Raw genomic sequence first — 15,732 nt, 5'->3', positions numbered from 1 at the left:
CGCCTCGCTTACGCTTGACGGCAGGATCTCGGCTCCTGGGAGGCGCAGTGTTCAACGCGATCGAGGCTCTGTTCGCGCCGGGGCGCAAGCACACCGACGACGAACAGAAGCGCCTGGAGATGACCCGCGTCGACCTCGCCGACGGCGACCCGGGGCGCGGACCGATCGACCTGACCTCGGGCAAGGTGGTCGTACGCCCACCCGTCCCGGCACCACGCTCCGACGAGACGCCGAGCACGGACGAGACGCCGAGTGTCGACGAGACGCTGAGCACGGAAGAGACCCCGAGCGTCGAGGAGAGACCTTCGCTCGACGCGCCGGACAGCTGACCTGACCTACTTCACCTGCACCTCCAGGATCTTGTCGTCCCCCTTCTCGGGTGTGCCCCGCGAGTCCGTCTCGTTCGTGACCAGCCACAGCTTGTCGCCGCCCGCCGCGACCACCGTGCGCAGGCGGCCGTGCTCGCCCTTCAGGAACGCCTGCGGCTCCGGCTCGCCCTCCAAACCCCGCACCGGGACGCGCCACAGCCGCTCACCGCGCAGACCCGCCATCCACACCGAGCCCTCGGCATAGGCGATACCGCTCGGTGAGGCCTCCGACGTCTTCCACTGGGCCACCGGATCCCGGAAGCCCTCCTTGCCCTCCTTGCCCTCGACCTCGGGCCAGCCGTAGTTCTCGCCGGCCTTGATGTCGTTCAGCTCGTCCCAGGTGTCCTGGCCGAACTCCGAGGCCCACAGCCGCTTCTGCTCGTCCCAGGCCAGGCCTTGCACATTCCGGTGCCCGAACGAATAGACGGCTGAGTCGTCGAAGGGATTGCCGGGGGCCGGCTCGCCCTCCGGGGTGAGGCGGAGGATCTTGCCGCCGAGGGACTTCTTGTCCTGCGCGAGGTCCGTCTCACCCGTTTCCCCCGCGCCCGCGTACAGCATCTTGTCGGGGCCGAAGGCGATCCGGCCGCCGTTGTGGATCATGCCCTTCGGGATGCCCTTGAAGACCGTGTCGGGTGCGCCCAGCTGCTCGCCCGAGGGTTTCTTCTCGTCGTACAGCATGCGGGCGATGCGGTTGTCGGACGCCGTCGTGAAGTACGCGTACACCAAGTGGTCCGATGCGTACGAAGGCGAGAGGGCGAGGCCCATCAGGCCGCCCTCGCCGCCGGGGGAGACGCCCGGCACCGAGCCGAGCTCCGTCTTCTTGCCCGTCTTCCCGTCGACCCGGGTGATCGTCCCCTCGTCGCGCGAGGACACCAGCAGGTCACCGCCGGGCAGCGGCGCGAGGCCCCAGGGGGACTTGAGGCCCGTGGTGACCGTGCGGACGACCTTCGCGGAGCCCTTCTCCGGTGGGGCCTCGGCGCCCGCCTTCCCGGTGGGGGACCGGCTCGACGTGTCCCGCTGCGGCGGGCTCTCGCGTCGGTCCGGTTCGTCGTCGCCGGACGAGCACCCCGCCGCGAACACGAGGGAGGCAGCGGCCAGCAAGGCCGTAACAGCAGGTCGTCGCACGATCAGATCCCTTCGACGCAGCGCTTCTACTGTTCATACACCGCTCGCGCCCCTCAGGTTCCCGAACTCAGCCCCACGACAGATTCCCGGACTCAGCCCCACGACAGATTCCCGGACTCAGCCCCACGACAGATTCCCGGACCCAGTCCCACAACAGATTCCCGGACTCAGCCCCACAACAGATTCGCGAACCCAGCCCCACGACAGGTCCCGAACCCAGCCCCACAACAGGTCCGGACTCAGTCCCACGACCCCAGCGCGGCCGGCAACGCCGCGATCTCCGCCAGGTCCGTCTCCGTCAGCCGCACCGAGGCCGCCCCGGCGTTCTCCACCGCCCAGCGCTCCCGCTTGGCACCGGGGATCGGCACCACGTGCCTGCCCTGCGCGAGCACCCACGCCAGCGCGACCTGCGCGGGCGTCGCCCCGTGCCGCTCCGCCACCCGGCGGAGCCCCACCACCAGCGGCTGGTTGGCCGCCATCATCTCGGCGGTGAAGCGCGGGTGCCGGGCCCGCAGGTCGTCCGGCTCGAAGCCCTGGCCGGGCTTCAGCGTGCCCGTGAGGAAACCATTCCCCAGCGGCATCGCGGCGAGCAGCCCTATCCCGCGGTCCACGCACCACGGCAGCAACGCGTCCAACGCCTCCGGTGACCACACGGAAAGCTCGGCCTGCACCGCGCTCACCGGAAAGACCTGCTGCACCCGCTCCAACTGCCGGATCGTCGCGTCGTGCAGCCCCGGCCCCGGGCGCCCGGGCGCCGCACGCCGCTGAGCGCGCGCCCCCACCGCGCACAGCCCCAGCGCCCGCACCTTTCCCGCGGCGACGAGTTCGGCCATCGCGCCCCAGGTCTCCTCGATGGGCACCTCGGGGTCCGCGCGGTGCAGCTGATAGAGGTCGATGGTCTCCGTCTGGAGCCGTCGCAGCGACGCGTCGCAGGCCCTTTTCACATAGCCGGGGCGGCCGTTGGCGACGATGTGCTGCTCGCCCACGAGCAGCCCGCACTTCGTCGACACGAACGCCTCCGCGCGCCGCTCCTTCAACACCCTGCCGATCAGCAGCTCATTGGTGAACGGCCCGTACATGTCCGCCGTGTCCAGCAGCAGCCCCCCACCGCCACCGGCCGCGCCGACGGCGTCCAACGCCGCGTGCACAGTGCGCAACGACGCGTCGCCGCGCTGCCGCGAGCCGGTGTACGCCCAGCTCATCGGCATGCAGCCGAGTCCGACGGCGCCCACTTCGAGCGCCCCCGCGCCGATCGTCCTGCGCTCCACCTGGACGTACCCTCCCACTCCTCGTTCGGAGATCATCAAAACTAACCGCTGCCGCCCCGGCCCCGACCGCTGCCCTCCACAGGGCGGCCCGCACCAGCGCGCACTAGCCTCCTGGCCATGACGACAGATGTATGGCTTCCGTTTGCACCGCACGAGATACAAGGGCTGCCCGAGGCCTCCGAGGCGGGCCTCGAGTACCGCTACTGGGACGGCGGCCCGGAGTTCCCCGCCGACCCGGCCGACTGCGCCTTCTATGTCGTGCCCTATATGAAGGGCACCGAGATCGCCGTACGCCCCCTGTCCGCGATGACGTCCCTGCGCGTCGTACAGACACTGACCGCGGGAATCGACCACGTGGAGCCGGGCATCCCGTCCCTCGCGCCCGGCGTGCGGTTGTGCAATGCCCGCGGTGTGCACGAGGCCAGCACCGCCGAGCTCGCGCTCGCCCTGACGCTCGCCTCGCTGCGGGGGATCCCGCGCTTCGTGGAGGGGCAGCGGCTGGAGAAGTGGCGGTCCGGGTTCTATCCGGCGCTCGCCGACAGGTCCGTCCTCATCGTGGGCTACGGATCGATCGGTTCCGCCATCGAGGACAGGCTCGCCCCCTTCGAATGCGCGCGGGTGGCGCGCGTCGCGCGCTCTGCCCGTGCCACGGAGCGCGGTCCCGTGCATCCGCTCGCCGACCTGCCGTCCCTGCTGCCCGACGCGGACGTCGTCATCCTCTCGACGCCCCTGTCCGAGACCACGCGCGGGCTGGTCGGCGCCGACTTCCTGGCCCGCATGAAGGACGGCGCGCTGCTCGTGAACGTCGCCCGCGGACCCGTGGTCGACACCAAGGCACTCCTCGCGGAACTGGAGTCCGGCCGCATCACCGCCGCCCTCGACGTGACCGATCCGGAACCCCTGCCCGCAGGTCACCCCCTGTGGCACGCTCCAGGAGTGCTCATCAGCCCGCACGTGGGCGGCTCCACCTCGGCGTTCGGGCCCCGCGCCCGGCGCCTGCTGGCCGCACAACTGACCAAGTACGTGGCCGGACAACCCCTCGACAACGTGGTGCTGACAACGGGCAGTTGATCGCCCGGAAGCGCTTTGCGCACGCTCCGCGCCCGACTGCGTGCGCCCTGTGTCCGCTTCTCCGCCGATAGTCACGGAGCGTAGAGGAGCTATGTCCCTGAGTGACGAGTCTGGTGTATCGTCCCGACAGGGGATGCGCCGTGGACCGTTCGGCGCCGGGGACGAGACATCAGACTGCGAGGGGGGCGACGGGCGATGCACGGCCTATGGGCGAACGATCCGACGCGGCGGGACCGCAGCCGGCGACTCTGCCGCACACCGGCCCGCAGACGCAGGCGAGCCGGGAACCGCACGAGCGGCCGTCGCCGCACGCACCAGCGCCCCTGTCGGCACGGCCGACGCGCGCGCCGGGCGGACACGGGGGCGGCGCGGACCAGGGCGGCCCGATGAGTGCCCGCCCGACCTCGACCCCCGTCCTCGACGGGGGCGTGGCCGCGCTGCCGCACAGGGTGCCGCTGGTCAGGCGCCCGCTGCCCGGGGGCCGCGGCCTCTTCTCCCAGCTGGTGCTCCTGCTGCTCTGCGGGGCGTATGCCGCGGGCTCGGCGCTCGGCTGGGGATCGGAGCGGCTCGCCCTGATCATGGGTGACTTCGGGCTGAGCATCGCGGCGGCGGCCGCCGCGATCTCCTGCTTCCGCTACTCCCGCACGCGCCGCAGCCGCTTTCGACCCGCATGGCTGCTCTTCGCGCTTTCCTCCGCGATGGCAGCCCTCGGCAACGGCGTCTGGGGCTGGTACGAGGTCGTGTTGGAGCGGCCCGTGCCCACTCGGGGCCTCGCCGACCTGTTCTTCCTCTGCTTCGCCCCGCCCGCCATCATCGGACTACTCGTGCTCGCCAAGCGCCCGGTGACCAAGGCGGGTTGGGGGTGCCTCGCCCTCGACTCCTGGCTGATCGGGGGCTCGCTCCTCACGCTCTCCTGGAGTCTGGCCCTCGCGCACACCGCCCAGTTCGAGGGGCGCAGCGTCGCGTACGCCGCGCTCTCCCTCGCCTATCCGCTCCTCGACATCGCGCTGGTCAGCATGGTGCTGGCCCTGCACTTCAGACGGTCGTCGGCCAACCGCACCGCGGTGAACACCGCGATCGGCGCGCTCGCCCTGACCGTGATGTGCGACGCGCTCTTCACCTCGCCGCTGCTGCACGCCAGTTACCGCTCGGGCCAGATGCTGGACGCCGGATGGTTCGCGGGCTCGCTGCTCCTCGCGTACGCCCCATGGGCCGCCCCCTGGCACGTGTACGGCGAGCGCGGGACCGGCCACGCACGCGTGCCGTACGACAGCGCCCCCGAGGAGCCGCGGACCCCCGCGACCCGTCCGATCGCCGGCTCGCTGGCCGCCCTCACGCCCTATCTGGCCGCCGCCGTCTGCACGTTGGGAATTCTCTACAACGCACTGAACGGCCGCAGCGTCGACCGCGTCGTGCTCTTCACCGCCAGCACCGTGGTGCTCGCACTCGTGGTCCGCCAGGGCATTATGCTCCTCGACAACATCACCCTCACCCAGGAACTGGCCCAGAAGGAGAACCACTTCAGGTCCCTGGTCCAAGGCTCCAGCGACGTCATCATGATCGCCGCGCCGAACGGCATCCTGCGGTACGTGAGCCCGGCCGCCGCCGGGGTCTACGGCCGCGACGCCGAAGAACTCGTCGGTTCCGAACTGGCCTCGCTCATGCACCCCGAGGACCTGGGCCGAGTCGTCCACGAAGTCCGCAGATTCCTCGCCGCCAACCCCGTCGAGGAGCCCACCACCCGCATCGAGTGCCGCTTCAAGTCCGGCGACGGCGACTGGCTGAACGTGGAGTCCACCGTCAACCGCCACCAGGGCGGCCTCATCTTCAACAGCAGAGACGTCACCGAACGGGTCCGCCTCCAGGCGCAGTTGCAGCACAACGCCGAGCACGACCCGCTCACCGACCTGCCCAACCGCGCCCTGTTCACCCGCCGCGTCGGCCAGGCACTGGCCGGCCGCAGAGTGACCGACCGCGGCACGGCCGTGCTCTTCATCGACCTCGACGGCTTCAAGGCCGTCAACGACACCATCGGACACCAGGCCGGGGACGAGCTCCTCATCCAGGCCGCGCGCAGACTCCAGGAGGCGGTGCGTTCGGGCGACACCGCCTCCCGGCTCGGCGGCGATGAGTTCGCGGCCCTCATCGTCGGCGACGGGACCAGAGACCAGGCCGCCAGAGAACGGCACATCTGCGAGCTCGCCGACCGGCTGAGAATCACCCTGTCCCAGCCCTACGCCATCGACGGCAACGACGTGCGCGTGGCGGCGTCCATCGGCGTGGCCTTCGCCGAGCCGGGCATCGGCGCGGGAGAGCTCCTGCGCAACGCCGACCTCGCGATGTACCGCGCCAAGGCAGGGGGCAAGAACCGCGTCGAGCTGTACGCGCCCCAGATGCAGGCCGACGTCGTCCGCAAGGCGCAGCTCGCCACGCGGCTGCGCGCCGCGCTGCACGAGGGCGAGTTCGCGCTGCTGCACCAGCCCGTGGTCCGGCTCGACGACGGCCGGATCACGTCGGTCGCGGCCCAGGCCCGCTGGCGCTCGGCGCAGGGCATCCTGTTCACGCCCGCCGAGTTCCTGCGCGTGTCCGAGAAGAAGGGCGAAGACGGCGGCCGGGCGGCCGAGCTGGGCCGCTGGATGCTCGAAGAAGCCGTCGAGCAGGCTGCCGAGCGCGGCCGGAGCGGGCACGCGGTGCCCGTCGCCGTCCGGATGAGCGCGCGCCGCCTGCTGGACCGGTCCATGCCCATGGGCTCCATCGAGGCGCTCCTGACCCGGCACGGCCTGCCCTCCGGCGCGCTCGTCATCGAGCTCGCCGACAGCGACCCCAGGGTCTCGCTCGACGACCTGGAGCGCCGCCTCGCGTCCCTGCGCAGGCTCGGCGTGCGGATTGCGCTCGACGGCTTCGGCAGCGGATACGCGGCGATCACCGCGCTGCGCCGGCTCCCCATCGACGTGCTGAAGCTGGACCGCGGCCTGATCGAGGGCGTCGTCGAGTCCGCGCGGCTGCACAAGATCACCTCCGGCCTGCTCCGCATCGCGAACGACCTGGGGCTCGTCTCCGTGGCCGACGGCGTCGACCTGCCCGAGCAGGTGGTCGCCCTGCGCGCGATGGGCTGCACGCACGGCCAGGGCATGGCGTTCTCCGGGCCGCTCGACGAGTACCGGCTGCGCCGGGCGCTCACCATCGGCGAGTATCCGGTGCCGCACGGCCCGGCCGAGCCGGTGCTCGCGGGCGGCCGCCCGGTGGCGTACGGCGGCGTGGCGTCGGCGACCTACGCGGGCGGACCCGCGGGTGCCTATGCGGGCGGGTCCTCCGGGCCGTTCGCGAGCGGGCCCGCGGGGACGTACGCGGGCGGCTCCCCGGGGGCGTACGCGAGCGGCCCCTCGCCCTACGCCCGTTCACATAATGAGACCCCCGTCCCACCTACTTGACACACCATGCGTGCCGGGGGGAGGGTCAATGCCATGCGCACCCGAATTCTCGTACTTGGAAAGCGCGTCGGCTGAAGCTGGGACCGACCGGTCCGAACACCGGATCCCAGCGACCGCACCCGGCGCGCTCCCCTCGCTTGCCTCACGGCACGAGGGGTTTTTTGTTGCACTGGCACCTGCCAAACCCCCGCAAACACCCCGCAAAAACCCTCAGCTTCGAGAAGAGAATGCCGATGACCGAGCAGGCCACCGGGGCCCACCATCCGCAGCCGCGGCCCCGATCCTCAGGACAGCAGTCCGCCCCCGTCGAGCACGTCACGGGTGCGCAGTCCCTCATTCGTTCTCTCGAGGAAGTCGGGGCCGACACGGTGTTCGGCATCCCCGGCGGAGCCATCCTCCCGGCCTACGACCCGATGATGGACTCCACCCGGGTGCGGCACGTCCTGGTGCGGCACGAGCAGGGCGCGGGCCACGCGGCCACCGGATACGCGCAGGCCACCGGCAAGGTCGGCGTCTGCATGGCGACGAGCGGCCCCGGCGCAACCAACCTGGTCACCCCGATCGCCGACGCCCACATGGACTCCGTCCCGCTGGTCGCGATCACCGGCCAGGTGGCCTCCAAGGCGATCGGCACGGACGCCTTCCAGGAGGCGGACATCGTCGGCATCACCATGCCGATCACCAAGCACAACTTCCTGGTCACCAAGGCCGAGGACATCCCGCGCACCATCGCCGAGGCCTTCCACATCGCCTCGACCGGGCGCCCGGGCCCCGTCCTCGTGGACATCGCGAAGGACGCGCTGCAGGCGCAGACGACGTTCTCCTGGCCGCCGCAGCAGGACCTGCCCGGCTACCGCCCGGTGACCAAGCCGCACGCCAAGCAGATCCGCGAGGCCGCCAAGCTCATCACCGCGGCCAAGCGCCCGGTCCTCTACGTCGGCGGTGGCGTCCTGAAGGCGCGGGCCACCGCGGAGCTGAAGGTCCTGGCAGAGCTCACCGGAGCGCCCGTCACCACCACACTGATGGCGCTCGGCGCATTCCCCGACAGCCACCCGCTGCACGTGGGAATGCCGGGCATGCACGGTGCGGTCACCGCCGTCACCGCGCTGCAGAAGGCCGACCTGATCGTCGCCCTCGGAGCCCGCTTCGACGACCGCGTCACCGGCAAGCTGGACAGCTTCGCCCCGTTCGCGAAGATCGTCCACGCCGACATCGACCCGGCCGAGATCGGCAAGAACCGCGCCGCCGACGTGCCGATCGTCGGCGACGCCCGCGAGGTCATCGCCGACCTCGTCCAGGCCGTCCAGACCGAGCACACCGAGGGCCACACGGGTGACTACACCGCCTGGTGGAGCGACCTCAACCGCTGGCGCGACACCTACCCCCTCGGCTACACCCAGCCCGAGGACGGCTCGCTCTCCCCGCAGCACGTCATCGAGCGCGTCGGCCGGCTCGCACCCGACGACACGATCTTCGCGGCGGGCGTCGGCCAGCACCAGATGTGGGCCGCGCACTTCATCCAGTACGAGAAGCCCGCCACCTGGCTCAACTCCGGTGGCGCGGGGACGATGGGCTACGCGGTCCCGGCCGCGATGGGCGCCAAGGCCGGACAGCCCGACCGCACGGTCTGGGCGATCGACGGCGACGGCTGCTTCCAGATGACCAATCAGGAGCTCACCACCTGCGCCCTGAACAACATCCCGATCAAGGTCGCCATCATCAACAACGGCGCCCTCGGGATGGTCCGCCAGTGGCAGACCCTGTTCTACAACCAGCGTTACTCCAACACCGTCCTGCACAGCGGTCCCGAGGACATCGGCCCCAACAAGGGCACCCGCGTCCCGGACTTCGTCAAGCTGTCGGAGGCCATGGGCTGCGTGGCGCTGCGCTGCGAGCGCCCCGAGGACCTGGACAAGGTCATCGCGGAGGCGAACGCCATCAACGACCGCCCCGTCGTCGTCGACTTCATCGTCCACGAGGACGCCCAGGTCTGGCCGATGGTCGCCGCCGGCACCTCGAACGACGAGGTCATGGCCGCCCGCGGGGTCCGCCCCGACTTCGGCGACAACGAAGACGACTGAGACCGAGAGCGAAAGAGAGACCACGCGTCATGTCCACCAAGCACACGCTCTCCGTCCTGGTCGAGAACAAGCCCGGCGTCCTCGCCCGGATCACCGCCCTGTTCTCGCGCCGCGGCTTCAACATCGACTCGCTCGCCGTAGGCGTCACCGAGCACCCCGACATCTCCCGCATCACCATCGTGGTGAACGTCGAGGACCTGCCGCTCGAACAGGTCACGAAGCAGCTCAACAAGCTCGTCAACGTCCTGAAGATCGTCGAACTGGAGCCGGGCGCCGCCGTGGCCCGCGAGCTCGTCCTCGCGAAGGTCCGCGCCGACAACGAGACCCGCTCCCAGATCGTCGAGATCGTCCAGCTGTTCCGCGCCAAGACCGTGGACGTCTCCCCGGAGGCCGTCACCATCGAGGCCACCGGCAGCAGCGACAAGCTGGAGGCCATGCTCAAGATGCTGGAGCCCTTCGGCATCAAGGAGCTCGTCCAGTCCGGCACCATCGCGATCGGCCGCGGCTCCCGCTCCATCACGGACCGCAGCCTGCGGGCGCTCGACCGCAGCGCCTGACCCGGGGCTCCGGTATCCCTCTCGGACATCCCTCTCGGATACCGAGACCCCTGAACTTCCCTCACTGAACCCGCCGTACGGTGGGACGCAACACCAGCACACATAGGAGATTCCCAGTGGCCGAGCTGTTCTACGACGACGACGCCGACCTGTCCATCATCCAGGGCCGCAAGGTCGCGGTCATCGGTTACGGCAGCCAGGGCCACGCCCACGCGCTGTCGCTCCGTGACTCGGGTGTCGACGTCCGCGTCGGTCTGCACGAGGGCTCCAAGTCCAAGGCCAAGGCCGAGGAGCAGGGCCTGCGGGTCGTCACCCCGTCCGAGGCGGCGGCCGAGGCCGACGTCATCATGATCCTGGTGCCGGACCCGATCCAGGCCCAGGTCTACGAGGAGTCCATCAAGGACAACCTCAAGGACGGCGACGCGCTGTTCTTCGGCCACGGCCTGAACATCCGCTTCGGCTTCATCAAGGCCCCCGAGGGCGTCGACGTCTGCATGGTCGCCCCCAAGGGCCCGGGCCACCTGGTCCGCCGCCAGTACGAGGAGGGCCGCGGCGTCCCGTGCATCGCGGCCGTCGAGCAGGACGCCACGGGCAACGGCTTCCAGCTGGCGCTCTCGTACGCCAAGGGCATCGGCGGCACGCGTGCGGGCGTCATCAAGACGACCTTCACCGAGGAGACCGAGACCGACCTCTTCGGCGAGCAGGCCGTGCTCTGCGGCGGCACCGCCGCGCTGGTCAAGGCGGGCTTCGAGACCCTGACCGAGGCCGGCTACCAGCCGGAGATCGCGTACTTCGAGTGCCTCCACGAGCTGAAGCTGATCGTGGACCTCATGTACGAGGGCGGCCTGGAGAAGATGCGCTGGTCCGTCTCCGAGACCGCCGAGTGGGGCGACTACATCACCGGCCCGCGGATCATCACGGACGCCACCAAGGCCGAGATGAAGAAGGTCCTCGCGGAGATCCAGGACGGCACCTTCGCCAAGCAGTGGATGGACGAGTACCACGGCGGCCTGAAGAAGTACAACGAGTACAAGACCCAGGACGAGAACCACCTCCTGGAGACCACGGGCAAGGAGCTGCGCAAGCTCATGTCGTGGGTCAACGACGAGGACTGACGTATTCGGGGTCCGGGGCACCGCCCCGGGCCCCGCTGTCGTTGTCCACCCCGTCCAGCCACGGACGGGTGATCCTTCCGCAGAGGCGCATGCTGATCCGTTCGGCGCCACTATGCTTCTGTTCAACATTCGCGTCGGGCCCACAGCGTCGTGCGTCTTCCACGCGGCAAGCACCCTCCACCGCCTGCGGCCGTCGGGACGGCCGTCCGCAATGGACCTGTGAGGACTCACGTGAGCACTGCTGCCACCGGCAAACCCGTCGTACTCATCGCTGAAGAGCTGTCGCCCGCCACCGTCGACGCACTGGGCCCGGACTTCGAGATCCGCCAGTGCAACGGCGCGGACCGCGCCGAGCTGCTGCCCGCCATCGCCGACGTCGACGCGATCCTGGTCCGCTCCGCGACCAAGGTCGACGCCGAGGCCATCGCCGCGGCCAAGAAGCTGAAGGTCGTCGCCCGCGCGGGCGTCGGCCTGGACAACGTGGACGTGTCCGCCGCCACCAAGGCCGGCGTCATGGTCGTCAACGCCCCGACCTCGAACATCGTCACCGCCGCCGAGCTCGCCTGCGGCCTGCTCCTGGCCACCGCGCGCAACATCCCCCAGGCCAACGCCGCCCTCAAGAACGGCGAGTGGAAGCGCTCCAAGTACACGGGCGTCGAGCTCGCCGAGAAGACCCTCGGCGTCGTCGGCCTCGGCCGCATCGGTGCCCTCGTCGCCCAGCGCATGAGCGCCTTCGGCATGAAGGTCGTCGCCTACGACCCGTACGTGCAGCCCGCCCGCGCCGCCCAGATGGGCGTGAAGGTGCTGTCCCTGGACGAGCTCCTCGAAGTCTCCGACTTCATCACCGTGCACCTCCCCAAGACGCCCGAGACCCTCGGTCTCATCGGTGACGAGGCGCTGCACAAGGTCAAGCCGACCGTCCGCATCGTCAACGCCGCGCGCGGCGGCATCGTCGACGAGGAGGCGCTGCACTCCGCCCTCAAGGAGGGCCGCGTCGCCGGCGCCGGCCTGGACGTGTACGCGAAGGAGCCCTGCACGGACTCCCCGCTCTTCCAGTTCGACCAGGTCGTCTGCACCCCGCACCTCGGCGCCTCCACGGACGAGGCGCAGGAGAAGGCCGGCATCGCCGTCGCCAAGTCGGTGCGCCTCGCCCTCGCCGGTGAGCTCGTGCCCGACGCGGTGAACGTGCAGGGCGGTGTCATCGCCGAGGACGTGCGCCCCGGCCTGCCGCTCGCCGAGAAGCTCGGCCGGATCTTCACCGCCCTCGCGGGCGAGGTCGCGGCCCGTCTCGACGTCGAGGTGTACGGCGAGATCACCCAGCACGACGTGAAGGTGCTCGAACTCTCCGCGCTGAAGGGCGTCTTCGAGGACGTCGTCGACGAGACCGTCTCCTATGTGAACGCGCCGCTGTTCGCCCAGGAGCGCGGCGTCGAGGTCCGCCTCACCACGAGCTCCGAGTCCCCCGACCACCGGAACGTGGTCACGGTGCGCGGCACGCTCTCCGGCGGCGAGGAGATCGCGGTCTCCGGCACGCTGGCCGGCCCCAAGCACCTCCAGAAGATCGTCGCCATCGGTGAGTACGACGTGGACTTGGCGCTCGCCGACCACATGGTCGTCCTGCGGTACGCCGACCGTCCCGGCGTCGTCGGCACCGTCGGCCGCGTCCTCGGCGAGGCCGGCATCAACATCGCGGGCATGCAGGTCGCCCGCGCCGACGTCGGCGGCGAGGCCCTCGCCGTCCTCACCGTCGACGACACGGTGCCGCAGCCGGTTCTGAACGAGCTGGCGGAGGAGATCGGCGCGGATTCCGCCCGCGCGGTGAACCTCACGGACTAGGAAAACGCGAAACGCCGGGTGGGCCGGAGAAATCCGGCCCGCCCGGCGTTTCGCTGTTCACCAACCGTTGTTCACCAGCCGTTGTTCACCGGTCGTTGTTCACCAGTCGATGCAGGTGGCCGGGACGTAGCCCTTGATGTTGTAGTTGTTCGGCATGACGTACAGCCACTTGTTGCTGCTCTTGCCGCAGAGGCGGTACGACTGGCCGGTGAAGGACTGGCCGTCGTTGCAGAGGAACGCCTTGCGGCCCTTGTTCAGCTGACCGACCGCGTGGCCGTTCACCTTCGGCGTGGTGCGGACCTTCACCGTCTCCTTGGCGGGGACGTTGGTGAGGCCGCGGGAGCAGTCCGGCCTCGTGGCGGCCGCGGCGGTACCCGTGGTGAGGACGGTGCCGGAGAGCGCGACGGCGGAGACGGCGACGGCGGAGGCCAACAGCCTGAGCTTCATGGGGTGTTCGTTCTCCCGTGTGGAGGGTGATTTTCGGACGGGGGAAACCGTACCCCTCCAAGATCACGGAATCGGGCGTTCGTTACCCGCCGCTTACAGCCGTGACGACTTCAGGACCATGTGCAGCAGCAGGCGGTCCTCGCCGTCGTCCAGGTCGAGGCCGGTGAGCTGCTCCACGCGCGACAGGCGGTAGTAGAGCGTCTGGCGGTGGATGCCCAACTCGGCGGCCGCGCGGCCCGCTTGCCCCGCGCAGTCGAGGAACACCTCGGCGGTACGGGCCAGTTCGCGGTGGGTGGGGGAGAGGAGCTGGCGGCCCACGGGGTCGTGCGCCGCCTCCGGGGGCAGGGCGGTCAGCAGCCGGTAGGGGCCCACGTCCGACCACTGCGCGACCGGGCCGAAGCGCCGCTCGGCGAGCGCCGCCCGTGCCGCCCCCGACGCCTCCCACCAGGCGGCCCCCAGATCCTCCAGGCCGTGCCGGGCCCCCGCGATGCCGGCCGCCGCACCCGGCGCCGCGTCCAGCAGACGCGACGCCGCCGTGTGCGCGGGCGACAGCGCGTCGGCCGAGCGCAGCCGCACCAGCGCCGCCAGGGACTGTGCGGTCGTGCCCCACGGCACCGTGCACACCGCGGCCGCGCCCGGCACCGTACGGGCGGCCGGGGCGTCGTCCGGGTCCGCGGAGCGCCACGGGGCCACGCACACCACCGCGTGCAGCCCCTCGCCGCGCGGGCCGAGCGCCGTGCGCAGCGAGGCCACCGCCATGTCGCGCTGCCAGCCCCGCTCGGCCGTCAGGACCGCCCGGAACTCCCGGGTGAGGTCGGCGCCCGCCTGCGCCTCGTCGGCGAGCAGCGCACCGATCCTGGCGGCCACCTCCATGGCAGCGGCCAGCTGCTGCTCGCCGGGGCCCGGCTCGTCGTCGAGCAGCCAGACGTATCCAAGGGCGAAGCCCCGGTGTCGTACGGGAAGGCAGATCCGGCCCCGGTGGACGCCCGCCTCCGGGGTGGGCGGGATGCGGACCGGGGCGGTGGCGCGGGCGATGCCGAAGCCCTCGAACCAGGAGCGGACCTCGGCGGTGGACCGGCGGGTCAGGATCGACCGGGTCCTGACCGGGTCGAGGACGGACGCGTCGAAGCCGCTGTCGCCGCCGCCGTCGTGCGCGCCGAAGGCGATCAGCTCGAAATCCCGGTTCTCCAGGGTCGCGGGAGCCCCGAGCAGCGTCGAGATCTCGTCGACCAGTTCTTGGTAGTCGCCCTTCACGAAGCCCATTCTCGCGCAGGTCGCCGCGTTCTTCAGACATCTGTCTGAGATCCAGGGCACGGATGCGTGACAGCTGTCGATGGTTCGCGATCCGGTGTATCCCTAAATTTCACGGTGGTTCTCCGTGCCGTACCGCCGCATTCCCTCCATGGAGGGGTTTGTCGGTATGGCTCTCGATTTCGTACACCCGTGGAGGTGCCCCGTGCTGGGTCCCGTGATCCTCGCCGCGTCGCGCAGCGACAAGATGCGCCGTTTCGTATCGGCGGCCCCCGGCACCAAGCAGGTCGTCTCGCGGTTCATCGCCGGTGAGACCGTCGACCAGGTGGTCCCGATCATCGTCGATGCCGCGGACAAGGGCCTGGAGGTGACCCTCGACGTGGTGGGCGAGGACATCACCACCGTCGAGCAGTCCCACGCGGCCCGGGACGCCTACCTGGAGCTGATCGACCGCCTGAAGGACCTCGGCCTCGGCACCAAGGCCGAGATGTCCGTGAAGCTGTCGATGTTCGGCCAGGCGCTGGAGGGCGGCCACGAGCTCGCCCTCGCCAATGTGCGTCCCGTCGTCGAGGCCGCCGCCGCCATCGGCACCACGGTCACCCTGGACGCCGAGGACCACACCACCCTCGACTCGATGTTCGCCATCCACGACGAGCTGCGCAAGGACTTCCCGCAGACCGGCTGCGTCATCCAGGCCTACCTCTTCCGCACCGAGGCCGACGCCCGGCGCCTCGCCGAGAACGGCAGCCGCGTCCGCATCGTGAAGGGCGCCTACAAGGAGCCCGCCGAGGTCGCCTACCAGGACAAGGCGGAGACCGACAAGGCCTACGTCCGCATCCTGCGTACCCTGATGGAGGGCGAGGGGTACCCGATGATCGGGTCCCACGACCCGCGCCTGATCTCGATCGCGCAGGAGCTCGCGCGGCGCGCCGGGCGCAAACTGGATGAGTACGAATTCCAGATGCTGTACGGCATCCGCAGCGACGAGCACCTGCGGCTCGCCGCCGAAGGCCACCGGATGCGTGTGTACACCGCGTACGGCACCGACTGGTACGGCTATTTCATGCGCCGTCTGGCGGAGAAGCCGGCGAACCTCCTCTTCTTCGGCCGCTCCATCCTCACCAAGGGCTGAGCCGCCCCCCAGTACAGAGCCCTCGCAGAGCCCTCGCACAAAGGAGCTAA

At 70.5% G+C, this 15,732-nt stretch carries 12 protein-coding genes; 8 read left to right on the top strand and 4 right to left on the bottom strand.

Features of this window, described 5'->3' with window-relative positions:
• Positions 1-47: 47 nt before the first annotated feature.
• The gene (locus ACZ7LU_RS11905) at positions 48-329 is read left to right on the top strand and encodes a DUF6191 domain-containing protein (protein WP_471916625.1); all 282 of its coding nucleotides are present in this window, start codon (positions 48-50) and stop codon (positions 327-329) included.
• Positions 330-335: 6 nt separating this feature from the next.
• On the opposite strand, the gene ACZ7LU_RS11900 is transcribed toward ACZ7LU_RS11905, so the two are convergent.
• Both ACZ7LU_RS11900 and ACZ7LU_RS11895 read right to left on the bottom strand, forming a co-directional pair.
• The gene (locus ACZ7LU_RS11900; protein WP_471917058.1) at positions 336-1,499 is read right to left on the bottom strand and encodes a PQQ-dependent sugar dehydrogenase; all 1,164 of its coding nucleotides are present in this window, start codon (positions 1,497-1,499) and stop codon (positions 336-338) included.
• Between the two features lie 233 nt (positions 1,500-1,732).
• Entirely contained in the window at positions 1,733-2,761 is a 1,029-nt protein-coding gene (locus tag ACZ7LU_RS11895; protein WP_398309022.1) for an aldo/keto reductase, read from the bottom strand.
• Positions 2,762-2,878: 117 nt separating this feature from the next.
• Here ACZ7LU_RS11895 and ACZ7LU_RS11890 point away from each other — a divergent pair, with 117 nt between their 5' ends.
• The 6 genes from ACZ7LU_RS11890 (at position 2,879) to serA (ending at position 12,852) form a co-directional block, all read left to right on the top strand.
• Positions 2,879-3,832, top strand: coding sequence for a 2-hydroxyacid dehydrogenase (locus ACZ7LU_RS11890; protein ID WP_468089484.1), 954 nt, complete (start codon positions 2,879-2,881; stop codon positions 3,830-3,832).
• 386 nt (positions 3,833-4,218) lie between these two features.
• The gene (locus ACZ7LU_RS11885; RefSeq protein ID WP_468562404.1) at positions 4,219-7,263 is read left to right on the top strand and encodes a putative bifunctional diguanylate cyclase/phosphodiesterase; all 3,045 of its coding nucleotides are present in this window, start codon (positions 4,219-4,221) and stop codon (positions 7,261-7,263) included.
• Between the two features lie 233 nt (positions 7,264-7,496).
• Complete coding sequence (locus ACZ7LU_RS11880) at positions 7,497-9,344, top strand: acetolactate synthase large subunit (protein ID WP_468313365.1); 1,848 nt, start codon at positions 7,497-7,499, stop codon at positions 9,342-9,344.
• Between the two features lie 29 nt (positions 9,345-9,373).
• On the top strand, positions 9,374-9,901 hold the full coding sequence (ilvN, locus tag ACZ7LU_RS11875) for an acetolactate synthase small subunit (RefSeq protein ID WP_030785263.1): 528 nt from the start codon (positions 9,374-9,376) through the stop codon (positions 9,899-9,901).
• A 116-nt stretch (positions 9,902-10,017) separates the two neighbouring features.
• On the top strand, positions 10,018-11,016 hold the full coding sequence (ilvC, locus tag ACZ7LU_RS11870) for a ketol-acid reductoisomerase (RefSeq protein WP_398308837.1): 999 nt from the start codon (positions 10,018-10,020) through the stop codon (positions 11,014-11,016).
• A 231-nt stretch (positions 11,017-11,247) separates the two neighbouring features.
• On the top strand, positions 11,248-12,852 hold the full coding sequence (gene serA / locus ACZ7LU_RS11865) for a phosphoglycerate dehydrogenase (protein WP_398308835.1): 1,605 nt from the start codon (positions 11,248-11,250) through the stop codon (positions 12,850-12,852).
• Between the two features lie 99 nt (positions 12,853-12,951).
• On the opposite strand, the gene ACZ7LU_RS11860 is transcribed toward serA, so the two are convergent.
• Both ACZ7LU_RS11860 and ACZ7LU_RS11855 read right to left on the bottom strand, forming a co-directional pair.
• Complete coding sequence (locus ACZ7LU_RS11860) at positions 12,952-13,299, bottom strand: hypothetical protein (RefSeq protein ID WP_398308833.1); 348 nt, start codon at positions 13,297-13,299, stop codon at positions 12,952-12,954.
• 93 nt (positions 13,300-13,392) lie between these two features.
• Positions 13,393-14,562 carry a PucR family transcriptional regulator gene (locus ACZ7LU_RS11855; RefSeq protein ID WP_471916624.1) on the bottom strand — a complete coding sequence of 390 codons (1,170 nt, stop codon included), beginning with the start codon at positions 14,560-14,562 and terminating at the stop codon, positions 13,393-13,395.
• Between the two features lie 193 nt (positions 14,563-14,755).
• Here ACZ7LU_RS11855 and ACZ7LU_RS11850 point away from each other — a divergent pair, with 193 nt between their 5' ends.
• Positions 14,756-15,682, top strand: coding sequence for a proline dehydrogenase family protein (locus ACZ7LU_RS11850; RefSeq protein WP_398308829.1), 927 nt, complete (start codon positions 14,756-14,758; stop codon positions 15,680-15,682).
• Positions 15,683-15,732 lie beyond the last annotated feature (50 nt).

Source organism: Streptomyces sp. NPDC039462 (assembly GCF_055639375.1).
This window is presented reverse-complemented; position numbering and strand designations above follow the sequence as displayed.